The organism is Pseudomonas sp. MWU12-2020 (assembly GCF_023100605.1).
GTDB classification, from domain to species: domain Bacteria; phylum Pseudomonadota; class Gammaproteobacteria; order Pseudomonadales; family Pseudomonadaceae; genus Aquipseudomonas; species Aquipseudomonas fluorescens_H.
In genome coordinates this window covers 108,435-133,868 of record NZ_JALMEX010000012.1, presented here as the reverse complement: position 1 = coordinate 133,868, position 25,434 = coordinate 108,435, and the positions used below count along the sequence as shown (strand labels likewise).

Annotated in this window: 18 protein-coding genes; 8 read left to right on the top strand and 10 right to left on the bottom strand. The window is 60.8% G+C overall.

The window, feature by feature from the left end; genetic code table 11:
• Positions 1–46 precede the first annotated feature (46 nt).
• The 3 genes from M0814_RS23540 to M0814_RS23530 are packed head-to-tail and all read left to right on the top strand — an operon-like array spanning position 47 to position 4,324.
• Positions 47–1,174 carry a GNAT family N-acetyltransferase gene (locus tag M0814_RS23540; RefSeq protein ID WP_103486463.1) on the top strand — a complete coding sequence of 376 codons (1,128 nt, stop codon included), beginning with the start codon at positions 47–49 and terminating at the stop codon, positions 1,172–1,174.
• Complete coding sequence (locus tag M0814_RS23535) at positions 1,171–2,943, top strand: ATP-binding protein (RefSeq protein ID WP_003227784.1); 1,773 nt, start codon at positions 1,171–1,173, stop codon at positions 2,941–2,943. The genes M0814_RS23540 and M0814_RS23535 overlap by 4 nt, the downstream gene beginning before the upstream one ends.
• Entirely contained in the window at positions 2,933–4,324 is a 1,392-nt protein-coding gene (locus M0814_RS23530) for a sigma-54 dependent transcriptional regulator (RefSeq protein ID WP_103486462.1), read from the top strand. The genes M0814_RS23535 and M0814_RS23530 overlap by 11 nt, the downstream gene beginning before the upstream one ends.
• A gap of 10 nt (positions 4,325–4,334) precedes the next feature.
• Here M0814_RS23530 and M0814_RS23525 read toward each other — a convergent pair whose 3' ends face one another.
• On the bottom strand, positions 4,335–5,000 hold the full coding sequence (locus tag M0814_RS23525; RefSeq protein ID WP_103486461.1) for a DsbA family oxidoreductase: 666 nt from the start codon (positions 4,998–5,000) through the stop codon (positions 4,335–4,337).
• A 235-nt stretch (positions 5,001–5,235) separates the two neighbouring features.
• On the bottom strand, positions 5,236–6,255 hold the full coding sequence (locus M0814_RS23520; protein WP_103486460.1) for an alpha/beta hydrolase: 1,020 nt from the start codon (positions 6,253–6,255) through the stop codon (positions 5,236–5,238).
• Positions 6,256–6,606: 351 nt separating this feature from the next.
• Between M0814_RS23520 and M0814_RS23515 the strand changes: the two genes are divergently transcribed.
• Both M0814_RS23515 and metR read left to right on the top strand, forming a co-directional pair.
• Positions 6,607–11,772: a DUF6543 domain-containing protein gene (locus tag M0814_RS23515; protein ID WP_103486459.1), complete on the top strand. Its 5,166-nt coding sequence runs from the start codon at positions 6,607–6,609 to the stop codon at positions 11,770–11,772.
• A gap of 121 nt (positions 11,773–11,893) precedes the next feature.
• The gene (gene metR, locus M0814_RS23510; protein ID WP_045122615.1) at positions 11,894–12,811 is read left to right on the top strand and encodes a transcriptional regulator MetR; all 918 of its coding nucleotides are present in this window, start codon (positions 11,894–11,896) and stop codon (positions 12,809–12,811) included.
• A gap of 650 nt (positions 12,812–13,461) precedes the next feature.
• Here the strand turns inward: metR and M0814_RS23505 are convergent.
• From M0814_RS23505 to M0814_RS23490, 4 genes are all read right to left on the bottom strand, one after another.
• Entirely contained in the window at positions 13,462–13,959 is a 498-nt protein-coding gene (locus tag M0814_RS23505; protein ID WP_103484891.1) for a GNAT family N-acetyltransferase, read from the bottom strand.
• A gap of 2 nt (positions 13,960–13,961) precedes the next feature.
• Positions 13,962–14,600, bottom strand: coding sequence for a LysE family translocator (locus tag M0814_RS23500; protein WP_003227795.1), 639 nt, complete (start codon positions 14,598–14,600; stop codon positions 13,962–13,964).
• 24 nt (positions 14,601–14,624) lie between these two features.
• Positions 14,625–15,053 (bottom strand): NUDIX domain-containing protein, encoded by a 429-nt coding sequence (locus M0814_RS23495; protein WP_103484892.1) that lies wholly within the window; start codon positions 15,051–15,053, stop codon positions 14,625–14,627.
• A 260-nt stretch (positions 15,054–15,313) separates the two neighbouring features.
• The gene (locus M0814_RS23490; protein ID WP_103484893.1) at positions 15,314–16,135 is read right to left on the bottom strand and encodes a carbon-nitrogen hydrolase family protein; all 822 of its coding nucleotides are present in this window, start codon (positions 16,133–16,135) and stop codon (positions 15,314–15,316) included.
• Positions 16,136–16,259: 124 nt separating this feature from the next.
• On the opposite strand from M0814_RS23490, the gene M0814_RS23485 reads away from it, so the two are divergent.
• Together M0814_RS23485 and M0814_RS23480 are read left to right on the top strand one after the other, a co-directional pair.
• Positions 16,260–17,060 carry a LuxR C-terminal-related transcriptional regulator gene (locus M0814_RS23485; RefSeq protein ID WP_003227802.1) on the top strand — a complete coding sequence of 267 codons (801 nt, stop codon included), beginning with the start codon at positions 16,260–16,262 and terminating at the stop codon, positions 17,058–17,060.
• 241 nt (positions 17,061–17,301) lie between these two features.
• Entirely contained in the window at positions 17,302–18,921 is a 1,620-nt protein-coding gene (locus tag M0814_RS23480) for an FMN-binding glutamate synthase family protein (RefSeq protein WP_103484894.1), read from the top strand.
• A 20-nt stretch (positions 18,922–18,941) separates the two neighbouring features.
• Here M0814_RS23480 and M0814_RS23475 read toward each other — a convergent pair whose 3' ends face one another.
• From M0814_RS23475 to M0814_RS23460, 4 genes are all read right to left on the bottom strand, one after another.
• Positions 18,942–20,501 (bottom strand): glycosyltransferase family 39 protein, encoded by a 1,560-nt coding sequence (locus M0814_RS23475; RefSeq protein WP_103484895.1) that lies wholly within the window; start codon positions 20,499–20,501, stop codon positions 18,942–18,944.
• Positions 20,498–20,860, bottom strand: a complete 363-nt coding sequence (locus M0814_RS23470) for a GtrA family protein (RefSeq protein WP_103484896.1) — start codon at positions 20,858–20,860, stop codon at positions 20,498–20,500. The genes M0814_RS23475 and M0814_RS23470 overlap by 4 nt, the downstream gene beginning before the upstream one ends.
• A gap of 116 nt (positions 20,861–20,976) precedes the next feature.
• Entirely contained in the window at positions 20,977–22,464 is a 1,488-nt protein-coding gene (locus M0814_RS23465) for a glucosyltransferase domain-containing protein (protein WP_103484897.1), read from the bottom strand.
• A 200-nt stretch (positions 22,465–22,664) separates the two neighbouring features.
• Complete coding sequence (locus M0814_RS23460; protein ID WP_103484898.1) at positions 22,665–24,083, bottom strand: amino acid permease; 1,419 nt, start codon at positions 24,081–24,083, stop codon at positions 22,665–22,667.
• Between the two features lie 632 nt (positions 24,084–24,715).
• Between M0814_RS23460 and M0814_RS23455 the strand changes: the two genes are divergently transcribed.
• Positions 24,716–25,174, top strand: coding sequence for a transposase (locus M0814_RS23455; protein WP_103484899.1), 459 nt, complete (start codon positions 24,716–24,718; stop codon positions 25,172–25,174).
• Positions 25,175–25,434: the final 260 nt, after the last annotated feature.

Sequence of the window (25,434 nt, the reverse complement as noted above, 5' to 3'; positions counted from 1 at the left end):
TGCGACACAGGCCGAACACCACGACTCGCCGACATAAGGAAACGACGTGATCACCGCTCAAGCCTTCTCAACGATCGAAGCGATCGACCGCTGCGCCTGGAATGACTGCTTCGTCGATGAGCTGGAGGACTGGGATTACTATCGCGCCGTTGAACGCGCCGGCATTGACGGCTTTCACTGGCGCTACCTGACGCTGCACGAGGACGGCCGCCTGATCGCGGCCACCGTGGCGTTCATCACGGCCTACTCACTCGATACCACGCTGCAGGGCGCGGGCAAACGCGTCAGTCAATGGCTGCGCCGACATTTGCCCCGGCTGTTCGACATCCGTCTGTACGCCCTCGGCTCGCCGGTGGCCGAGCAATGCCATGTCGGCACGGCTTCGCACATTGCGCCGACGCACCGCCCGTCACTGCTCCGTCAGTTGCTGGAGCTGGCAAGACAGGATGCCGAACACGCCGGGATCGGCCTGTTCGCGGTGAAGGATGCCTCGCACCGCGATCCACAGTGGCTGGAGGTCTGTCAGCAGGCCGGCCTGCAAAGCATGCCCGGGTTGCCCGGTGCCGAACTGCCGATCAGCTTCGCCTCGGTGGACGCTTATCTGGGTAGCCTGGGGAAATCCACGCGCAAGGATCTGCGCCGAATCTTGCGCAACCAGGGGCCGCGTACGGAATGGCGACGCTCGGTGCACGACTTGCTGCCGCGCATGATGGAACTCTACGAAGCCACCCTCGCCCGCAGCGATCTGGCCTTCGAATGCCTGCCTGCGGCGTACTTTCGCGAAGTCCTCAATCACCTCGATAATCGATCGGCGTGCGTACTCTATTGGGTCGGCGACGAACTGGTGGCGTTCAATCTGGTATTGCTCGACGAGCAGCGGTTGGTCGACAAGTTTTTTGCCCAGGATCTGGCCCGCACGCGGCAGTACAATCTTTACACCCGTAGCTGGCTGGAAAATGTCGACTACTGTATTGAGCACAAACTGGCGATCTATGTGTGCGGGCAGGCCGGCTATGCCAGTAAGCTGCGTCTGGGCTGCTCGTTTGTCGGTAACACCGTGTTCTTCCGCCATCGCAATCCGCTGTTCGACCAACTGTTGCGTCTGGTGAAAATATTCGTCCGCCCGGATCGCTCCGATCCGGCCCTGGCAGCTGCAATAAGCGAAATCCAATGATCAATGACCGACGCGCCACGCCCCGACCTTTCGCCCTTTCCGGCTGGAGCCTGCAACGCAAACTGGTGTTGGCCTTCTGGCTGGTCAGCGTGATTCCGACCATGATTGCTGCGGAACTGGCGGCCACCACGCTGTCGCAGATCTTCGACAGCAACGTGCGCATCTGGCTGCAGGAATCGTCGAAGATCGTCGAAGATGAAATTAGTGAAATCCTGCGCGACAACGCCCGCGCCGCTCAGCTGTTTCTGCGTTACACGCGCCCTCCCACCGATCGTCAATCGGCCAAGCACAACAAGCTGACCGCCGACGTCGCCGACTCCATGGGCATCGACGTCGTGGCCCTGGTACGCAACAGCGATCACAAAGTGGTGTACAGCACCGCCGCCGACGACATCGTCAGCCAGATCAGCACCGCCCCGAAAGCGGTACTGCAAACCCTGCAGGTGGGCGGTGTGGCCACCGGCACGGTGATTTCGACGTTCGAGACCGAACAGAGCGGCATCGAATACAAATTGATCATCGGCACTTATCTGGACGACAGCTTCCTCACCAGTGTTGCCGACGTGCATTCGCTTGATCTGCGCCTTTACCTGGCCAAGGGCGACGACTTCTCGGAGATCTTCTCGACCCAGCGCTTTGAGGATCACCCTTTGCAAGTGCCGAAAGGAATTGAACAGAACCTGCGCGAAAGCAAGCGGCCGTTCGAGCAATTCACCAACCGCTACAGCGGCATCTACCGGCCGATCTTCAACGAAAACGGCCAGCTGCAAGGGGTGATTTTCAGTGGTCTGCTGCGCCACACCAGCCTGGTCGGTCTGGTCAATCAGAGCAACCTGTTCATCCTGATTTTCCTGCTCAGTTCGGCGGCGTCGCTGGCGGTTGGCTGGCTGGTCTCGCAACGTCTGACCAAGCCGTTGCGCGGTCTGGCCAGAGGCGTACAAGCGGTGATTGCCGGCGACTATCATCAGCGCCTGAGCGTGAATGGCGGCGACGAACTGGCAGAACTGAGCAGCACGTTCAACCACATGAGCGAACGTCTGGAGGAGTTGCAGCATCTGGAGTCGCAACTGCGCCGCCGTGATCGCCTGCACGCGCTGGGCGAAGTCGCCATGGGGCTGGCCCATGAAATCCGCAATCCGCTGGGCATCATCAAAACCGCCACGCAACTGCTGCACCGCCGTGCCGACCTGCCGGAAACTGACAGGCGACATCTGGAATACGTGGTCAAGGAAGTCAGCCGGATCAACGATTTGATCACCGAGTTTCTCGACTTCGCCAAACCCAGCGCGCCGATCCGCGCCACCCAGTCAGCCCGCGCCCTGGTCGACGAACTGGCCGGATTTTGCGAGCCGGAACTGGCCAGCCACAACATTGATCTGCACATCGACGATCAGGCGCCGGGGGCGACGATCTATGCCGATGCCAAGCAACTCAAACAGGCCGGCCTGAACCTGATCGTCAACGCCATCGACGCGATGCCTGATGGCGGCCGACTGACCCTGAGCATCGCCAGCGACGCCAAATACACCATCGTCAGCGTGGCGGACACCGGTCAGGGGATCGAAGCCGACATGCTGGAGCGCATCTTCACCCCGTTCGTCACCACCAAGGCCTCGGGCACCGGGCTGGGCCTGGCCAAAGTGTTTTCGGTCATGGAAAACCATAACGGGCGCGTAGAATGTGTCAGCGAAAAAGATGCCGGCGCGACCTTCAGCCTGTACATTCCGGCCAATGGCGAGGACTTCGACGAGAGCGACGATGACGCATAACATTCTGGTGGTGGACGACGAACCGAAACTCTGCGATCTGCTGGCCTCGGCCCTCGGGCAGAACGGCATCAGCGTGTTCACCGCCGGCAATGGCCTGCACGCACTCAAGGTGCTGGAAAGCGAAGACATCGACCTGCTGATCAGCGACTGGCGCATGCCCGGCATGGACGGTCCGCATTTGCTGGCAGAGGTGAAGAATCGCTATCCACAGTTGCCGGTCATCGTCATGACCGCCTACAGCACGGTGAAAAATGCGGTGGAATCAATGCGCAATGGCGCATTTGATTACATCGCCAAACCGTTCGACATCGACGAACTGGACATCACCGTCAGCAAGGCCCTGCAATTTCGCGACATCCTCAAAGACAACCAGCGCATGCGCGCCGAGCTCGACGAACATCGGCAGATCGACAGCCTGATCGGTGACAGCCCGAGTTTTCGCAACGTGCTGCAAGCCGTGGACTCGGTACGCGAAAGCGCCGCCACCGTGCTGCTCAGCGGCGAAAGCGGCACCGGCAAGGAGATGGTCGCCCGGGCCATCCATAAACATGGTAACCGCGCCGACAAACCGTTCGTTGCGGTGAACTGTGCGGCCATCCCCGAGGGGCTGCTGGAAAGCGAAATGTTCGGCCACCGCAAAGGCGCGTTCACCGGCGCCGTGGCCGATCGCATCGGGCGCTTTCAGCAGGCCGACAAAGGCACATTGTTTCTTGATGAAATCGGTGAAATGCCGCTGGCGCTGCAGGCCAAGATCCTCCGCGCCCTGCAGGAGCGGGTGATCGAACCGGTGGGCGATACCAAGGAACGCAAGGTCGATGTGCGGGTGATCGCCGCCACCAACAAAGACCTGTTGCAAGCGGTGGCCAACAAGGAGTTTCGCGAAGATCTCTACTACCGCCTCAACGTGTTTCCAATCCCGCTGCCGGCGCTGCGCGATCGGGTCGAGGACATCGCACCGTTGGCCCGACATTTTGCCCACACCCTGGGCGCCGCGGCCGGCAAACGCATCAGCGGTTTCAGCGCGCAAGCCTTGCAGGCGATGACCCGCTATTCATGGCCAGGCAACATCCGCGAGCTGCAGAACTGCGTGGAGCGCGCGACCATCGTCGCCTCCGCCAACATCATCGAGGAACAGGATCTGCCGGCCTATCTGTTCGCCGCGCAAGCCTCGGACAGCAGCGGCCCGCTAAGCGAAATCAACGGCGTGCCGGCGGATCTGGACGCAGCACTCGCCGAAGTCGAGAAGGCCTACATTCTTGCGGCCCTGCAACAGAGCAACGGCGTGCAGGCCGCCGCCGCGCAGTTGATCGGCATCTCCGAGCGCAGCTTCTGGTATCGCCTGAAGAAACTCGGGATCCACGTCGACAAGATCGTGCGTTAAGAGCGCTGGCTCAATTGACCGTGCCGCCTTTGGTTTCACTCATGATCTGCCGAATCGCCCCGACAAACGTGTCCACCGGTTGCCCGCCCGTCACCGCATACTGACCGTTGAACACCACGGTCGGCACCGAACTCACGCCGCGTTGCAGCCACAACTGCTCTTCTGCACGCACCTCATCGGCAAACTCGTCGGAGGCCAGAATCGCTTGCGCACGTTGCCGATCCAGGCCCACGCTTTCGGCTATCTGCGCCAGTTGCGCGTGATCGGACGGATTACCGCCATCAGTGAAATACGCCTTGAACAGCGCCTCTTTCAACTTCAACTGCAAACCTTCAAGACCCGCCCAATGCAGCAGCCGATGAGCATCGAAGGTGTTGTAGATGCGGCTGTTGCCATCGGTGCGAAAGGCAAATCCGACCTCGGCGCCACGGGCACGAATCGCCTCGCGGTTCTTCTGTGACTGTTCCGGGGTCGAGCCGTATTTCTCGCCGATGTGCTCGGTGATGTTCTGCCCGTCCGGGCCCATCTTCGGGTTCAGTTCGAACGGCTGGAAATGAATCTCGGCCTGCACTTCATCGCGCAGAACCTCCAGGGCTTGCAGCAGGCTATTGAGGCCGACGACGCACCACGGGCAGGAAACGTCGCTGACAAAATCGATTTTCAAAGCTGAACTCATCACACACCTCGCGGGCGGAAATCGTGCGGGAAAGTTTGCACGATACACCTGCCTGCTCTTGCGATGACAGTGATGGCCCCTTCGCGAGCAAGCCCGCTCCCACATTCGGAATACAGTTCCCCTTGTGAGAGCGGGCCCCTTCGAGCAAGCCCGACCCCACATTTGGAATACGGTTGCCCTTGTGGGAGCGGGCTTGCTCGCGAAGAGGCCCGAATCAACACCGCCAAAACCTCGCCTACAGCAGATTACCGCTTGCCACCGGCTCGATCTGCGCCCAGTGCGACGTGTCCTCACGGTGCTCTTGCAAATACGGCAACACCGCCGCCAGCAACGGCGCCTTGAACGCCTCTTGAAAACGATGGGCCAGCCCCGGAATCAGCTTAAGCTGACTGCCACGGATATGCGCCGCCAGATGCACGCCGTGCATCACCGGCAACAACGGATCGGCCGTGCCGTGTACCACCAGGGTCGGCACCCGCAATTGATTGAGCAACGTCACCCGGCTCGGCTCGGCAAGGATCGCCATGATCTGCCGCTTCACGCCTTCAGGGTTGAACGCCCGGTCGTAGGCCACTGCAGCCTGATGCAGCAACGCCTGCCGATCATCAGTGACTGACGGGCTGCCGAGCGCCGCCAGCAGATCGGCCTGCTGCTCCAGCGCCACTTCGCGATTCGGTGCGCCACGCCGCGCCAGCAGTTGCACCAGCGCCGCACTCGGCGCCGGCAATCCTTCGGCGCCAGAACTGGTCATGATCAGCGTCAGACTCTCCACCCGCTGCGGCGCCATCGCCGCCAGGTGCTGGGCGATCATCCCGCCCATGCTCGCGCCCAGTACGTGAAACTGGTCGACGTGCAGCGCGTCCATCAAGCCCAGCGCATCGTCGGCCATGTCGGTCAGCGAGTAAGGCGCCGACACCGGCAATCCGAGCTTGTAGCGCAGCACTTCAAAGGTCAGGTTGGCCTCGGCGGGCGCTTGACGCCAGGTCGACAGACCGACGTCGCGATTGTCATAGCGGATCACCCGAAAACCCTGCTGACACAGCGCAACCACCACTTCGTCGGGCCAGTGGATCAACTGACCGCCAAGGCCCATGACCAGCAACAGCGCCGGATCCGAGGCACGGCCGATGCTCTGGTACGCCAGGCTCACCTGTGCCAGATCGACCCGTTGGGTCGGTACGTTGACGTCGCAACGCGAAGCCGCCATCGACGGCAGGCCGAACAACAGCGCGGCCAACAAAAGAAATAAACGCATGAAGAAACACCGAAACGCAGAACCCCAGTAGAGCGCGAGTCTGATGAAGTTTGTTCAAGCGCGCTGCCACAGTTGCGTGACAGTTTGATGAAGTTTGCCGAGTGGTCATGCGCCACGAGTCGTGACGTTCGTCGCGCCTGTCATTTCTGTCGGTGGTACGCAGCAGGACGTCGGTCAAACCTGTTCACCTTGACCGCATGAGGGCGTGGCTGAATGCCTGACCGGGACACCCTCTGAAACGAATGCCCGCGCCAGCGATAAATATGTACCGCAAGGCCCTGTCACAGCTCGCCTCTAATGGGCATGACCAGCGGAATCACCCGCTGGTCATGCCTTTTGGAGCCCCGGCGCATGTTCGATGCCCTTTCCCCTGTAACGGTCGACTTCGGCCTTGATCCGCCACTGCGGCCAACCCCTGACCAAAACCTCTGTCTTCTGGCGACGACGCGCTTGAACGCCTGTCACCAGCAATGGCTCGACCTCATGGCGCAGCGTCACGGGTTGCCCGACAGCGGCTGGTGGAGCGCTCGTGCGCGCGGTACTGCGCTGTCGCGGCGCGATCATGCCGCGAGCCTGTACCGCCGGCATTTCGAAGCGGCCTGTGAGCTGGCGATTGCCGAAGGCCGGCTCAGCCGTTCACAACAACCCCGGCTGGCGCAGTTGCTGACGCCATCGAACAAAATCGCGGCGGATCTGCGGGTCGCGCAACCGGTAGTCAACCGTGTCGGTGGCAACCGTGTGCGCCTGCACGGTGCCCTGATGATCCGTCTCGAGGACGCGGTGTATCTGCTTTATATACCTGCCCAGGCGCAACCGCTGCTCCGCTTCGAAGATCAGGCCGGGCTTGAGCACTGGCTGATTGAGCAGTACCCGGATCCGGTGCTTGGCACTTCGCTGGACTTTATCGAATTCGGCCACGAACCGTTCACCCGCGGGCTTGAGCCGCTGATGGCCGGCCCGGCAAGCAGCGTCGATAGCTGGATCGAGGTGGGCAGGCTTTTCCCCGCGGCGCCAGCCCTGCCCGATAGCTCCGGGCAAAATGCCGACGAGGTTGCACCGTTCGGCTTGCTGGTCGCCGACATTCCTCTGGACCTGCAGCGGCAGGCACTGGCTGTTGAACACCTGGCGCTCGATCGTCTGTTTGGCGAATCCGATCTGCACGCCCCTCAGCGTCAGCAACTGGCCGGTGCTTTCGATGCCTTTGGCCAGGCCCGGCAAGCCAGCCACGCTGCGGCGTCGGCGCTGCTCGACAGCCGGGATCCGCTGACGATGCTCGAACTGCGCCGCCACGCGAACGTCCATTACACCGCCCTGCTGCAGGCCCGGATCGCGGGGCTGCGCGCCGAAGTCGAATGGCAACGGGCACTGGAACAACTGACGGCGCAGGAGCATCGGCGGCTCATCACACTGCTGGACGCCCCGGGGCACAACCTGCCGGCATCCGAAGGGGTGATCGCGCGCGTGTCGTTGTCGGCGACAGACCAGGGCCTCACCCGGGTCGAAGACCTGCCCGGCGTACTGATCATCTCGGCGCCTTCGGCGCTGGCGCCGGACTCCACAGACAGTCTGCTGCTTTACTGGCCCGGGCAGTGTGGTGGACTGCAACGTTTCACCTCGCGTCAGGCGCTGGAGCAAAACCTGTTCAAGCGCTCGCCGTACGACCGCGAACTGGCCCTGCACCTGACGCCACTGTCCGGCGATGCCCTGACCTGGTCCCTGGATCAGCAGCTCTATCAGTGCGAACAACAGGCCGCGACCATCATCCGCGATCACCCGCTGCCCACGCATGCCGAGACGCGCAAAGCCGCGATGGAACAGCTGAGTGAACAGCATCTGTCACGCTTGACCGTAGCGCTGGCGCAAGCCCGCGCACGGGCGTTTGCCGAGCGTCAGGAGCAAGACCAGAGCGCTGCGCTGGCCGGCAACCTGCCCATGTGGTTCAACACACTCGACGACGACAGCCGTACACGGCTCAAGGCGCTGATCAATCGCTATCTCGCAGCAATGCGACACGCTCATGCGCTGCTCGAACGAGAACTACCACCGCGTCAGACCTTCGCCGATAAACGCATCGATGCGCGCTTGCGCCACGACTTTGCACTGGTAAAAAGCGTGCGTGTGAGCCTTGATCTGCCCGACTCCACCTCCTGGCAAAAATCCCTGATCGAGGGCGCCGCGCCCGGCACTCCACAACGCAGTGTCCTCACCGCCAGCGCCGGGCGCAGTGATCTCAGCCTGGAACAACTGGCCCAGAACAACATCGACCAGGACATGTGGTGGCGACTGTCGTTCATGCAAGTCAAGGTCAGTGCCGAGGACGAAGGTGATCGGCAGCGTGTCGAGGCGGGCATCAACCCGGTCTACCTGCGTCAGCTGGTGACGCAACTGGATCTGGCCGGACGCTACGAAATCCTGATTCGCCAGGCGTTTTTCGGCACGCCGACAGAATCCGCGTTCACCCAGGCCTGGCGCCGCGAATGCCTGAGCGAACCGTGGCGCCTGATGCTCGAACTGCAGGGTGAATTCGCCTTGCTGCAGCAGCACATCGACAGCGCCGGCCATGCCGTGCTGAAAATCGCCATCGACGCGACAACGGCTCAAGCCTATGCCGTCGACGGCAAGCGCATCGCGTTGCTGCCGGTACACCTGACGGTCGGCGGCACGGACACCGCGCATCAGGGACCGAGCACACTCGCCGGGGTCACCTTCATCGTCGAGCAGGTCAGTGGCCTGACCCTGCTGTACCTGCCCGACAGCAGCGACGCGATCTTCCTGCGGCAGTACGCAACACTCGAGCAGGCGCGTCTGGATCTGTTCCGGCGCTGCGTTGACCGCAACATGGTCAACTACCTGGCCGGGCGTGCCCTGAGCGGCGATTTCGCCAGCCATGTCAGCCGGATCAATCAAGCACAACTGCGCAACTTCGATGCCCTGATCGGCGTCGGCATGGCCTGGCCGGCGACCACTTCGCTGGCCAGTCATCTGCTGAACGTACACATGGGCCGCTTGCTGGAAGCTCATCGCGACAGTTCGCGCTCCAACGATGCGTTGTATCTGGAACATTGCGCACTGAAGTCCGGTGCCCTGTTCAACTATCTGAAAATGGCCATCGGCATGCTGCCGTTCGTGGGCACAGCGGTGGCGCTGTATGACGCCTGGCACAGCGCCAACCTCGCCGTGGCGGCGTTCTTGCGCGGTGAACTCGGCCACGGTCTGGCGGAAGTGGAAGCGGTTCTGTTGTCATTGATCGACGCCGCTATGGACGTGCTGCCGGGCACAGTCAGCGCGCCCGCCGCCGCACGCCTGGCAACCCGGCAGCGGCAACAGGCGACACTGGGCAGGTCCGCCGCACTGCGCACGTCCTGGCAATGGTCCCGACATTCGCTCGACCGTTTCAAGGGCTACGAATACGAACACGACATTTCCCTGGCCGGCCTGAGCCCGGCGACCGAGGGCGTTTACCGCAATGTCTACCGCCATGCCGAGGGCGATTTCATCCTGCGGCTGGGCCGCGTCTATCGCGTCCAGCTCAGCGAACAGCCACGCGGCTGGCGTTTGTACGGGACGTGGATGCGCGGCTACAAACAGCCGATCGCCCTCGACGAATTCGGCCAGTGGAACACCCACTACGCGGTATACGGCACGGTGATGGACGGTGGCGGCGCAGGCGGTGGCGCGGTGCTCGGGCATCTGGCCGATGGCCTCCAACCGCTCTGGCCCGAGGCCATCCGCCGCTGGCTGCCAGAGTGGTGGACCAATCGCCAATTGCGCCGGCAATTGACCCTGAACAACACCATCGACGCCTACGCCCGCCGCCTGCAGAACCAGACACGCACCACCAATCAGTTGCTGGAAAACTACCAGAGACTCGACTTTGCCCAGCGCAAGCCGCTGCTGGCAGAGGTCGACACGGCCTGCGTCAATGACATCGACAAAGCCATCGAGTTGTTCCAGAGCTCGGACGAACTGCTGCACCTGAGCCGCGGCAACAAAGTCCAACAGCTCAAGGAATTGAAGAGCCGCAGTGCCCTGGTGGTGGTGGACCGCGCAGTACAACGCGCGACCGTGGCCCGCGATCGCTTGCTCGAATTCCTGAACCGGGTCGATGCGCTGGTCGCCGAATCCGACGCCACGCCTTACAACCAGACGGCAGCGCACGTGCAACTGCTGGCCCGACGCAAATGGGTGCGCAAGGCTTTTCTCGAGGAGTTCGATCAACTGCACTCGATCATCGAACAGGCCAACCTGTGGAACAGGCGCATCACCAACAATACCCAGAGGGCGAAGATGGCCGCCGACATCACGGCCCTCAACCGCAATTTCGGCGATCGCAATCATCACTACCTCAGAACCGCCCACCTGCTGGAGATCATCACCCGCTACGAAGCGGTCGACGATCTGTACTGGATGTACTTTCACACACAGATGAAGGACGCCCGGATAAAAGTCGGACGCGCACTGCTGACCCAGCATCATCTGCCCGAGACCAATGCCAGCGTGGCCCAGCGCAACCGGATCATCGAGGATTCCCTGGAAATTTATGCCGGTTTCCGCCGTCAGTTGAAGGCCTGGACACTGGGCTATCCGCAGCATCTGGAGCTGGAGCAGATCGCACCGTTTCTCGACAGTCTGAGCAAGGTCGAAGAGCACGCGCGGCATGCGCTCAAACAGCCGCCGCCGATCAGACGCCGAGAGCCTGGGGCCAGGCAACTGTTCGAAACCGAGGACAACCAGTTGCTGATCGGCACCGAGACCCTTGATGAAAGTACCCGCCAGGTACGCTTCATCGTGGCCGGCGATGGCTTCCATGAAACCTGGCTGCGGCGCCCGAGCGGCAAGTATCACTTGCAGGCGCGCCACACCGCGACCACGCCGTCCCTGCCTAGCGATGTCAGCCCCTTGCTGGCCGAAGCCCGGCAGCGACTCGCCGCTGTCACCGCCTACCAGGACAAGGTGAATGGCTACGCCCGTCAGGACATGTTGCCGGTGGACCTGGAACACATGCTCGTCAGCGAAGCGACGGAACTGAGCTCCCGGGCGCAGGCGATCGAGCGGCTGTCGCCGACCGACCCACTGGTCGCGCAATTGCACGCCACCGCGCAGGCGTTGCAACGGGCCGGGCGCACGTTGCGCATCGACCAGTCATTGCGCAGCAAGACCCCCACTGAAGGCTATCTGGACTATCTGCTGCAACAGCAAGTGGTGGATATCCGCAAGGAAGGTGAACTGCGGGCCCTGGGCAGGCGCGCTGACAGGAGCAAGGATTTCCTCCAGGAGTACGAAGTGCGCGACCTGACCAGCCATCCGCCGCGCACGCTGTGGTATGCGCACTTTCACTACACCTCGGACAGGGCGCCGTTCGGGGATTTCGCCAAAGCTCATCTGAAATTGCCTGAACAACGCAATCTCGGCCTGCAATGGCAACAGGCCCAAGGTGCTGGCGGCGCACAGGTCGAGGCGATCTGGCGTGGGGATATCGGTAAACCGCTGGGCAACCAGCACTTCGCTCACCTCTAAAGCAAAAAACAGCGGGGCACGGGATGTGCTCCGCTGTACTTCAAGCAGTCGACAGCCCCGCCAACATGAGACAAACTCACCGCATCAGCCTCAATCACAAATTTTGTTCATGGAGCCTGCGGTGCTTGAAATCCGTCATCTGAAAACCCTGCATGCCCTGCGCGAGGCCGACAGCCTGGTGGATGCCGCCGACCGCCTGCACCTGACGCAGTCGGCGCTTTCGCACCAGTTCAAGGAACTGGAGGAGCGCATGGGCATGCCGCTGTTCGTACGCAAGACCAAACCGGTGCGCTTCACCAGCGCCGGCCTGCGTCTGCTGCAACTGGCTGACGCGACCCTGCCGCTGCTGCGTGCCGCCGAACGCGACATCAGCCGACTGGCCGGTGGCACCGCCGGGCGCCTGCACATGGCGATCGAATGCCACAGCTGTTTTCAGTGGCTGATGCCGACCATCGACCAGTTCCGCGACGCCTGGCCGGAAGTCGAACTCGACCTCGCCTCGGGCTTCGCCTTCGCCCCGCTGCCGGCGCTGGCCCGGGGTGATCTGGACCTGGTGGTGACCTCCGATCCGCTGGACATCATCGGCATCACCTACGTGCCGTTGTTCACCTACGAAGCGATGCTCGCGGTCGCCAACCAGCATCCACTGGCAAGCAAACCGTACATCGTTCCCGAAGACCTGCTGAGCGAAACCCTGATCACCTACCCGGTGGAACGCGATCGGCTGGACATCTTCACCCGCTTCCTCGAACCGGCCGACATCGAACCAGCGCAAGTGCGCACCTCGGAACTGTCGGTGATGATGATGCAACTGGTCGCCAGCGGCCGTGGCGTCTGCGGCATGCCGCACTGGGCGCTGCACGAATACAGCTCGCGCGGCTACGTGAAGGCCAAGCGCCTGGGCGAGAAAGGTCTGTTTGCAACGCTGTACGCGGCGATCCGTGCGGACATGCTCGATGCACCGTACATGCGCGATTTCCTGCTGACCGCCAAGGACACTTCGTTCTCGACACTGGATGGCGTCAGCGCGGTGCGCTGACACACATCCCCCTGTGGGAGCGGGCTTGCTCGCGAAAGCAATCTGTCAGTTGACGAGTTCTGCACTGAACCACCGCATTCGCGAGCAAGCCCGCTCCCACAGGGAATCGCGTGATTTCAAGAGATGGTGACGGTCGGTGAAGCACAGGCTCGACAACATTGATCCCCCTGCCTGAAACACGCATCCCACTGTGGGAGCGGGCTTGCTCGCGAAAGCAATCTGTCAGTTGACGGGTGCTGCACTGACCCACCGCATTCGCGAGCAAGCCCGCTCCCACAGGGGAACTGTGTGATTTCAAGAGGTGGTGACGGTCGGTGAAGCACATGCTCGACAACATTGATCCCCTTGCCTGAAACACGCATCCCACTGTGGGAGCGGGCTTGCTCGCGAAAGCAATCTGTCAGTTGACGGGTGCTGTACTGACCCACCGCATTCGCGAGCAAGCCCGCTCCCACAGGGGAACTGTGTGATTTCAAGAGGTGGTGATGGGCGGTGAAGCGCATGCTCGACAACATTGATCCCCTTACCTGAAACACGCATCCCACTGTGGGAGCGGGCTTGCTCGCGAAAGCAATCTGTCAGTCGACGGGTGCTGCACTGAACCACCGCATTCGCGAGCAAGCCCGCTCCCACAGGGGGACAGTGTGGTGTCAGAGCTGGCGCCACATGTGGATCTTGTCGAAGTAGTCTTCACCCACGCGCACCGCCAGCGGCTCCAGTCCGAACTGGATGAAGCCGCAACGCTGGTACAGCTTGAACGCCGCATCGTTGCCGGCGGTGACGGTCAGCTGGATCAGTTTCAGTTCCGGATGGGTGTGTGCTTCGGCGATGGCGGCCTGGACCAAATCCTGGCCCAGGCCGTGCTGGCGAAAATCGGCTGAGACGTACATGCCGAACAAGGTCGACTTATGGCGGGCCTTTTCTCGCGGCTCGAAAGCCAGGCCGACGATGCCGGCCAATGTGCCCGCTTCGAACGCACCGAGCACCACGTCGAGTTTGCTGGTCAGCCGCGCTTCCCACCAGCTCAACGGCATCACCGCACGCTCGCGCACGCTGGAGGTGAACGCCTGCGGATGGCGGTCGTAGGCTTCAAGCATCAACTCGCGATAAGCCAGGGCATGACTGGCGTCCAGCCGTTCGATCCACATGCTCACGCCGTCCTGCGTTGTTCAAGCATCAGGCGCACCGCCAGACCGGCGAGTACAAAACCCATGAAATAACGCTGCAGCGCCAGCCATGTCGGGTTGCGCACAAACCACGAGGCGATACCCGCCGCGAACAGCGCGATCAGCAAATTGACGCAGAAACTGACGCTGATCTGGGTCAGGCCGAGGATGATGCTCTGGGTGAACACCGAACCGTGTTCCGGGCTGATGAATTGCGGAAACACTGAAAGATAGAACACCGCGATTTTCGGGTTCAGTGCGCTAGTGAGAAAGCCCATGGTGATCAGTTTGCGCGACGAGTCCGGCGGCAATGGCTGCGCTTCGAACGGCGAGCGTGCACCGGGTTTCACCGCTTGCCAGGCCAGCCACAACAAGTACAACGCGCCGGCCCATTTCAGCACTTCATAGGCCATCGGCACCGCGAGAAACACCGCCGTCAAACCGGCGGCAGCCGCGAACAGGTGCACGAAAAACCCCGCCACCACGCCAAGCAACGAAGTGACCCCGGCCTTGCGCCCCTGACAGATCGAACGCGAGATCAGGTAAATCATGTTCGGCCCCGGCGTCAGTACCATCAACAGCGCGGCGGCAGCGAAGATCAGCAGGTCTGGTAGCGGGATCATGGTAGGCGTCCTGTGCGTGAATGATCAGGCAATCGCGGTGAGCGAGTGGCGATAAAACGGCAGGATCAGATCCCGTGTCAATGGCGCCAGAACGACAGCAGGATCAGCGGCCGGATCGACCCAGATCATTTCCTCGATTTCGGCAGCGGGCGTCACGTCGGCATCGATCGTCAGCTGAAAAATCTCCGCGTGAACAACAAACCCCGGCTCGTTGGCAGCAGGCGCCGAGAACTGCCCGAGAAATGTCGCCTGCGCCGGATCAATCGCCAGCCCCAGCTCTTCTTCCAGCTCGCGGGCCAGCGCGTGCACCGGCAACTCATGGGCTTCGATCTTCCCGCCCGGCTGCATGAACGCCGTGGTGCCGCGCTTGCGCACCAGCAGGGTCTGACCGTCGGGGTTGAGCAACAGGGCGGCAGCGATGCGAATGATTTTTTCGTTGGGAAACGTCGACATGAAGAGCAGGCCCCTGGCGCAAAAGCCACAAGCATCACATGCCCGGCGCCGGACGCAAAGTCTCTGTGGTAGCGGGCACGGTTGCACTGATTTTTTGGGGGTCAGGCAGGGGTGTTGTCCATGAGGCCGCCTTCGCGAGCAAGCCCGCTCCCACAGGACGTGCGCGATCACTGTGAGAGTGTATTCCCACAGGGGAACGCGGTCACTGTGGGAGCGGGCTTGCTCGCGAAGGCGTCAGCTCGCTCGACACGGAATCCGGATCAGCGCAAAGGAATCAGCAACTCGCGCAGTCCCGAAGCGTGCTCCAGCACTTCCCCCGGCAGCTTCAGCCGCTGATCCTGCAGATAGCGATAATCCTTGCGCGCAACCTCCAGTTGACTAAAATCCAGCTCGACGCTGAACTGCCCTTCTTCACGACCGGCCTCGAACAGCAGCGTCCCCAGCGGATCGACCAGCGCACTGCCGCCGGCAAACATCAAGCCGTCGTCCCCGGCCTCGACGCGGTTGACCATCAGCGCAAACGCCTGATTTTCCTGAGCGCGGGCGGTGATTGCGGTGCGGTGGGTCGGGCCGTACGGGTCCATGTTGCCGTTGGTCACGATCAGCAAATCGGCGCCCAGCTGTGCCAGTGCACGGGCGGATTCGGGGAATTCGATGTCGTAGCAGATCAGCAGTCCGACGCGCACGCCGTTCCACTCGCAGGTGGAATAGCGGTCGCCCGCCTCGAACACGCCGCGATCCGAGGCCCACAAATGGGTCTTGCGGTATTTCAGGGCAATGCCTTCCGGGGTGATCAGCAGCGTGGTGTTGTAGAAGCGCCCGTTGTCATTCTCGGCCAGGCCGATCACCACGGCGATGCTGCGCTCACGGGCGGCGGCCAGCACGGCGCTGACGGTCGGGCCGTCCACCGGCTCGGCGATTTGCGCTACGGTTTCGGCCGTCGGGAAGCCCATCAGGTGGGTTTCCGGGAACACGATCAATTGCGTATCGGCCGCGCACGCCGCAATCGCCGCGAGGGCGCGTTCGAGGTTGTACGCGGTGCCAGTGTCACGGCCCGCCAGTTGGGCGAGTTCGACTTTCATGAAGATTCCTTGTTGTGGACAGCGGGCGCCGAAAGATTGCCCGGTGGCTGACTGTGGGCCAGTATGCGCAGCTGCGACCGGCCGGGGAATCACGCGGCCGGGGTAACCCGACAGGGGTAGATCCATGACCGTTTCACTTGATGACATCACCTGGCACCGCGCCGTCGGGCAACTGATCGAGGCGCTGGACAAGCCGAATTTCTGGGCGCAACTGGTGCGTCTGCTCGACCAGTACGTGGCGTTCGATAGCTGGGTGGTGCTGCTGTTCAGCGCCGATCAACACCCACAGGTCTTCGCCGAATGCCCCGGCGAGGACGGCAGTCCCGACCCGTTGTTTCAGGACTATCTGCGCGGGTTGTACCGGCTCGACCCGTTCTACATTGCCTGCCGCGAGCAGTCGCGCACTGGCATGTACCGCTTGTCGGAGGTGGCGCCGGAGCATTTCGAGCTGACCGAGTATTACCAGCGATACTTTCGTCTGAATGTGGTCGCCGACGAAATCCAGTTCAATTGTCAGCTCGAAGGCGAGCGCACGCTGTGCCTGTCGCTGGGCAGTGAAAAACGTTTCACTGGCGAACAGATTGCTTTGCTGTCTTTGATCCAGCCTTGGGTACTGGGCCTTTTGCGCCAGCGCCTGCCGTACGAAATCAATGAAACCGTGGCCCTCGCTGCCGCGCCGGCGCAGGTCGACTGGCGGGTGCAACTGGAAGCATCGGTGCAACGACTCAAGGGCACGCAACTGACCGCCCGGGAACTGGATGTCGGGCGTTTGATGCTCAGCGGTTGCTCCAGTAAAGAAATCGCCCGTAAGCTGGAAATCTCCGTAGAAACCGTGAAAGTCCATAAGAAACACATGTACAGCAAGCTGGGGATCAAATCCCAGTCGGAGCTGTTTTCGATTTTTCTCCAGGCGCAGAACGCCTGATAACGCGTGGAAATGCTTTCCTGTGTCAATAGATTCTCTGTGGTGAGGGGATTCATCCCCGATGGGCTGCGCAGCAGCCCCAAGTCTATGCATGCGGTCTTTCAGTGAAACCGCAGTGAATGGTTTTGGGGCGGCTTCGCCACCCATCGGGGATAAATCCCCTCACCACAATAAATCTCTTCAACAGGCCCGCCTGCTGCCACAGGTTTGCAAACCATTGAGTCCGAACCAAGGAAACCGTATGAGCCTGTCACTCCTGAGCCGCTACGCCTTCTTTGCCGTCTGCGTGATTTTCACCCTCGCCAGCCTGCCCTTTCTCGAACACGACTGGCTGTGGCCGATCACCGCCGTCACCGGTGTGCTGAGCCTGCTCGGTGTGTTCGACCTGCTGCAGAGCCCGCACGCGGTGCGCCGCAACTACCCGATCCTGGGCAACATCCGCTATCTGGTCGAAGGCATCCGCCCGGAAATTCGTCAGTACCTGCTGGAATCCGACAGCGACGCCCTGCCCTTCTCCCGCGCCCAGCGCTCGCTGGTGTATTCGCGGGCGAAAAATGAAAGCGCCGACAAACCCTTCGGCACGCTGATCGACGTCTATCAATCAGGCTTCGAATTCATCGGCCACTCGATGCGCCCGGCACCGTTGAGCGACCCCAACAGTTTCCGCGTCACCGTCGGCGGCCCGCAGTGCACCCAGCCCTACTCGGCCTCGGTGTTCAACATCTCGGCGATGAGCTTCGGCTCGCTCAGCGCCAACGCGATCCGCGCGTTGAACCAGGGCGCCAAACTCGGCAACTTCGCCCACGACACTGGCGAAGGCAGCATCAGCCCGTATCACCGCGAACACGGCGGCGACCTGACTTGGGAACTGGGCAGCGGCTACTTCGGCTGCCGCACCAGCGATGGCCGATTCGACCCGGAGCGCTTTGCCACCCAGGCGCAGAATCCGCAGGTGCGGATGATCGAAATCAAGATGAGCCAAGGCGCCAAACCCGGCCACGGCGGGATTCTGCCCAAACACAAGGTTACCCAGGAAATCGCCGACACCCGTGGTATCCAGATGGGCGAAGACTGCATCTCGCCGTCACGCCACAGCGCGTTTTCCACGCCGATCGAAATGATGCATTTCATCCAGCAACTGCGTGAACTGTCCGGCGGCAAACCGGTGGGCTTCAAGTTCTGTCTCGGACATCCGTGGGAGTTCATGGGCATCGCCAAGGCCATGCTGGAAACCGGCATTCTTCCGGACTTCATCGTGGTCGACGGCAAGGAAGGCGGGACCGGTGCCGCACCGGTCGAATTCACCGACCACATCGGCGTGCCGATGCGCGAAGGCCTGCTGTTCGTGCACAACACCCTGGTCGGCCTGAACCTGCGCGACAAGATCAAACTCGGCGCCAGCGGCAAGATCGTCAGCGCCTTCGACATCGCCAGCGTCCTGGCCATCGGCGCCGACTGGGCCAACTCCGCGCGCGGTTTCATGTTCGCCATCGGCTGCATCCAGTCGCAAAGCTGCCACACCAACAAATGCCCGACCGGCGTCGCCACGCAAGACGCCCTGCGCCAACGCGCCCTGGTCGTCCCGGACAAGGCCCAGCGCGTCTACAACTTCCACCGCAACACGCTCAAGGCGCTGGCAGAAATGCTCGCCGCCGCCGGCCTCGAGCATCCGTCGCAACTGTCGGCCAAACACCTGGTGCGACGCATGTCGGCAACCGAGATCAAACTGTTTTCGCAGTTGCATGTGTTTCTGAAACCGGGGGAATTGCTCACGGGTGAAGTGAATGGCGAGTTCTATTCGCGGATGTGGCAGATGGCGCGGGCGGACAGTTTTGAGCCGAGCGAGGTGGTGGCTGCATAAGCGCAACTGGAGTGCTGGCTTCAGTTGAGGTCGGCACTCCGGTCGCAGGCAAACGAATACAACGAAACGTTCCCCTCCTGCAACGATTGCAAAGGTCTCCTCCCTTTTGCAAAGCGCGGTGGTTCATTCGGCAAAATCGTATCGGTAATCCACCAGATTGTTCGGCCTGCACAATCAAGCACCGTCACACCATCGATATAGGCATTCATTACTGGATCATTGAGCAGGCCAAACACACCTTGACGGGTGAGCTGCAAGAATCCATCAATTGATGTGCGGATCTCGAACTTTGGATCAATACCTGTGGTGTTGTAATAAGCGAAGCTCGGATACCAGAAAGCACTGGCGATCACGATCTTGTCTCCTGGATGCGCCAGCCGATTCAACTGAGTCACCAATGAGCTGAAGCTTGTGTCCTTGCGTGCGCCTGTCCCGTTTAATCCATCGGTTTGTCGGTACACCATCGTCAGACCGTGAACTTGCATAATGACCAATAACAGCAACGTAGCGCTCGCCAGAATGATTCGACGCCGTCCCCAGATATCCAGCGCCGCCGCAGAAATCAGCGCGAGGGCCGGCGCGCAGAACACCAGGTATCGGGGTACAAAAAAAGGAAGCGCCAAGGCAACCAGATACAGTGCGAGCAGCGGAACAAAGAAGTAACTGACCAGCAAAACACTGAAGTGACGTTTGCCGGGGTTGCTGATGATGATTGTTCCGGCAAACACCAACATCAGCCCACACGGCAACAGTTGCCACGTCAGAGGTATTGAAGCAGCCTCCCCGAGAACGGTGAACTGCCAGACAATCGTCAAGGCTCCCTGCAACGTCACAGGTTTTATCCAGTCGAAGCTGCCCGTGCCACCCAGCTGCTGGATGAAATGGGGAATCCAGGGCAAATACAGAAACACGATCGCAATATTGGCAACTAACCATGAATGCGCTGAAATCGCCGCGCCGTCGCGAGTGGCCCGGCTCTGCCACCAGAACAGCCAATGCACCAGCACACACAATCCTGCGAAGTAGTGGGTATAAAACGCGGCAGTCATCAGCAAAACGTAGATCAACGCAAAGCGTTTTTGCTCAGGCTGTCTTGCCCAACATAGCAATGCCACGGTTGCAGCCATCAGCCAGAATCCAAGCAATGTGTACATCCGTACTTCTTGACTGTAACGCACTGAAATCGGTAGTAGCGCCAGCAGTACCGCAGCAATCCAGGTAGCCCTGCGTGTCGAGATCAGACTCATCAGCTTGATGCAAAGCAGCAACGTGCCGATATCGGCCAACACACTGAATGCACGAGCCGCCAAAGGAGACTCTCCCCACACTGCCACCCAATAATGCAGCAGCACATAATAAAGCGGCGGATGCACATCCAGAGCGGTCAACGCCCAGATGCGCGCCGGCGTTTCTCGAGCCAGCAGCAGACTGTAGGCCTCGTCATTCCAGATCGCGGGGACTGTAATGGAGTAGAACCGCACGCACAGCGCAATAATCAGAACTGCCGCCAGAGCCAGCAGATCGGCCCGTACTGAAACATTCGCATCTTTTAAAAAAGGTACGGCCACCAAGGGTTTCATGTCCGTTGTCCACGAAACAGCACAAAGCGGAAAAAGCCGTAACCCAACATCAGGTTCAACGCGGTAAACACCGTGACCGTCAGCAGCCCACTCCAGTCACGCGTATCGGCAATCCTGCCGATACCAAAGCTCGCGCCCCCCATCAGACCCATAAACAGCAAATAGCCGAATACCGGGGTTTTGCTGTCGAAGGTGTAGAGCATGTTCACGTAAAACGAGAACGCCGCCGCCACGCAGAACGCAGCGAAGTTGCTGGCTGCCTGGGTCAGTCCCGCGGCGCTGCACAGGACGAAAAAAATCTGCCAGTGGATCAGGGCATCGGCAATTCCAATCACTGTCAGCGCAGGAAATCCTTTCATTACGGTTCCTTGCCATGGCTTCGTCCGGGGGACTTTCGAAGCTAGGGCAAGGCGCTTGAACGGTCTACTGTCAGAAATTACAGGTGGTGGCCATAATCAGATGAACGGTCGCTCATTCACCACTGCAACAATCTGCCGTGGGGCGGTTCCTTCATGACGATGAAGCCGTAATCACCGATCAGGTAAATCCGGTAATACAGGCTGTCCACCAGCGCTGGAAAACCCTGGTAGCCGACGCGGGTGGCGTTGCGCCGTTCGCGTTCGGCGACCACGTTGATGATGCCCGCTGCCGGCAGATTTTCCGCAAGCACGAAGTAATCGACGTTGAGCAGATAGGGCAGCACCGGTAACCGTTTGAATGAACCGGCCGCACTGGCCAGCCAGCGGTCGGAGTAGCTCACCGAGAGGTAGATGCGCTTGGCTTCACGCAGCTCGCGATGTTCGGCGATGTCGTGGCTCAGGCTGTACAGCGCACTGTTGGAGAAGGTTTTCTGCAGGCTCAGCACCCGGCCATATGCGAAGGACAGCGAGAGTGTCGCCAGCAGCGGGATGATCAGCAGCAACGGCAAGCGACGGTGCCCGGATGCCAGCGCAACGTGCGCCAGATAGAACAATCCCGACAGCAACACGCCGAACCCCATCAGGGTCCGCGCACCTTCATTGAAATCCCGGAACAGCAGGGTGATCCCCGGCACCAGCAAGGCCAGAACGGGCAGCGTCAGCAAGCACAGCAGCAAGCTTTGCCAACGAGGCTGACGACGCTGAACCAGCCGCACGCAGCCGGCGAGCGCACACAACACCAGCGCAGCGAAAACCCACAGGTAGCCGCCGTGAAACAACAGCGCGACTTTCTCCAGGACCCGCGCGAAGTTGACGCCAATCTGCAGCAGCGGCTGGGCGTCTCCGTTCAGCAGATCCGTTTTTCGTAATGTATCCATGAACGGGTAAGCGGTGACGCTGTAGATCAGGATGCCCAAAACCGCTTGTGCGAGTTTCCAGCCCAGCATGCGCAAGGTGTCCGGCCAGCGGGTCTGCTGGTGAACGGCCCTGAGCAGTTCCACGCAACACAGACCGAGAAACACATTGAAGCTGATTTGATAAAGACCGATCGCCAGCGCCAGCAACGCCGCCGGCACCAGCCAGCGCTGCACCCGCGATGAACCTTCGAACGTGATGGCGTAGATCACCGCGACCATGCTCAGGGCCATGATCGGGCCGTCGTATTGATAAGACAGGTTCTGCAACAGGAACGGGTTGTACCAGAGCGGCAACGGCACCAGACAACAGGCCAGCGTCGGTTCGGCGAAGTAGTGAAAGGTCAGGCGGGTCAGTGCCAGCGACATGGCAAGGGTGGCGAGCAACAGGGGTAACGGATAGATGTTCGGCGCGGCCCCCGTGAACGTCAGCGCCTGATAAAACCAGTCTGCAAACAACCGCCCCTGCCCGGCCCAGGCATTGCCGGCGGCCAGCGTGCGCCAGTTGTCGTCGATGTAGGGGAAGTCGGCAAGGATCAGTGGCAGGACGTACAACGCGGTGGCGAGCAGGAAGAACAGCAGGGCTTGCCGGTGACTGAGCTCTCGTTCGAGAAATGCGCTCGCCCTCATGTCTGCGCCTCGGTTCACTGCCGCGCGGAATTGCAAAGTGATACAGGTTTGAGCCTTGTATGCGGGGTTTGTATCGCTCTTTCAGACCGGCGGTAAAACGGCAAAAGATCGCAGCCTGCGGCAGCTCCTACAGGGTGAATACATATCCCGTGTAGGAGCTGCCGCAGGCTGCGATCTTTTGCTTTTGCTATCGCGCTACATCAACTGGCCGAACGCACCGCGCCTTGCGATTCACCAGTCGGCTGCAACTTGAACACGTAGAACAACACCGTCAGCAGCACCAGGAACGCCGGCCCCACATACAGCGCCACGCGAGTGTCCGGGAAGTACGCCATCAGACCGACCACCAGCACCAGGAACGCCAGCGCGAAGTACGAGCTGACCGGGTACAGCCACATCTTGTATTTAAGACCGGCACGTTCGCTGGCACTCAGGCCTTTGCGGAATTTGAGTTGCGCCAGCAGGATCATCACCCAGGTCCAGATCGCGCCGAAGGTCGCAATCGAGGTCACCCAGACGAAGACTTTCTCCGGCACCAGGTAGTTGAGCAGCACGCCGATCAGCAAGGCGAAAATCGATAGCAGCAACGCCCGACGCGGCACGCCGTTGGAGGTCTTGGCGAAACCGGCCGGAGCCTGGCCGTTCTGCGCCAGACTGTAGAGCATGCGCCCGGTGCTGAAGATGCCGCCGTTGCACGACGACAGTGCCGCGGTGATGACCACGAAGTTGATGATGCCGGCGGCGGTCTTGATCCCCAGACGTTCGAAGGTCATCACGAACGGGCTGCCCTGGGTGCCGATTTCGTTCCACGGGTAGATCGACAGGATCACGAACAGCGCGCCGACGTAGAACAGCAGAATGCGCCAGAACACCGAGCCGATCGCATCGGGAATGGTCTTCTGCGGGTTCTTCGCTTCACCGGCAGTCAGGCCGATCATCTCGACACCGAGGTAGGCGAACATGACCATTTGCAGGGACATCAGCACACCGGTCACGCCGTTGGGCATGAAGCCGCCGTGGGCCCACAGGTTGGAAATCCCCAGTGCCACGCCGTCGTTGCCGAAACCGAAGGCGATCACGCCAATGCCGCCAATCACCATGGCGATGATGGTGACGATCTTGATCAGGGCGAACCAGAACTCGAATTCACCGAAGGCTTTTACCGCGATCAGGTTGATCGAACCCATGCTGACCAACGCCGCGAGGGCCCAGATCCAGCGCGGTACATCGGGGAACCAGATGCCCATGTACACGGCGACGGCGGTGATTTCCGCGACGCAGGTCACCAGCCACAGGAACCAGTAGTTCCAGCCGGTGAGAAAGCCCGCCAGCGGGCCGAGGTAGTCCTGGGCGTAGCGGCTGAACGAACCGGCCACCGGGTTGTGCACGGCCATTTCGCCGAGGGCGCGCATGATCACCAGGATCGCCAGGCCGCCGAGAATGTACGACAGCATGATCGCCGGACCGGCCATTTCAATGGCCTTGGCCGAACCCAGGAACAGGCCGACACCGATACAGGCGCCGAGCGCCATCAGGCGGATATGCCGTTCACCGAGTTCGCGTTTGAGCGGGCCGCCGTGAGCGGTCTCGCCATGGGGCAGGTGATTGCCGACTGGCATAGGGATACAACCTCGTCTTGTTATTGGATATGACCACCGAGTGGCGAAGCGTCGGCCGATAGGCCTCATCTTCCCGAAACCGCATCCACCTCGTGGGCAGACACGTCTCGCAGGTCCCGACCTGCAAGATCAGCGGGGCGTGCAGTATAAAAAGCTTGTGACAGGGCTTTTCACTCTATAAGCAACAACATTCAGCGGGAACTCTCGGCGCAAAGCCGGTTTACGGAGAGGCATTAACTGCTTTACGTAGGAATAGTCGCCACCAAAAAGGCCGGCGAGTATTGCACAGCGTTGGTGCATCGTCATGTCCTTGGGTGGGGGGTATTGATGATTAAACAGCTCTAAACCGGTACTTCTCAGTTCATATGTCCAATTTGCGCTGAAAGCTCTTGTGGTGAGGGGATTTATCCCCGATGGCCTGCGCAGCAGGCCCAAGCTCTTCAAATGCGGTCACCCCTGGTCAGGGCCGCTTCGCGCCCCATCGGGGGCTGTGCGACGTTTCGCTGAATCCCCTCGCCACAGTCAACCCCATCTACTCGCCCCGTCCGAAAATTCCTACGGCATTTACAGATCCCACTCAAGTAATCCGCCACTAGCCTTCAGACCTTGATCACTGAACGCAAGGAGCGAACATGCCAGTCAAACCAAATACCTACCGTCTTCGTTTAGGCCGAAATTCCGAAACAGGCCGAGCTTATTTCGTCACTTCAGTTGTGTATGACCGCCAGCCGGTATTTTCCGACTGGCGCACAGGCCGTTTATTGGTCGCAGAACTTCGTCACGCCCATGAGCAAGGTCGGGCGGAATCCATTGCCTGGGTGGTCATGCCCGATCACTTTCACTGGTTGATGCAGTTGAACAGCGGCAGTCTCGGCGCTGTTGTTGGCGCAGTTAAGGCGCGTTGCACCCAAGCCGTTAACAGGAAAACCGGTCGTCGCGGCCGATTGTGGCAAACCGGTTTCCACGACCGGGCAATTCGCGACGGCGAAGACTTGAAACCGTTCGCCCGCTACATCATCGCCAATCCGCTACGGGCAGGTTTGGTGGAGCGGATAGGCGACTACCCGCTTTGGGACGCCTGTTGGCTCTAAGTTCGTTACCGAAGCCCGATCATGGTGATTATCTCTGGTAAGGGGATTATCTGTGGTGAGGGGATTTGAATGTGGTGAGGGGATTTATCCCCGATGGACTGCGCAGCAGGCCCAAGCTCTTCAAATGCGGTGCCCCTGGGTCAGGGGCCGCTTCGCGCCCCATCGGGGATAAATCCCCTCGCCACATCCAAATCCCATCACCACAGATAAATACCCTCAGCACAGATAACCTCCACTCAAAACAGCCACCGACTTCAGTT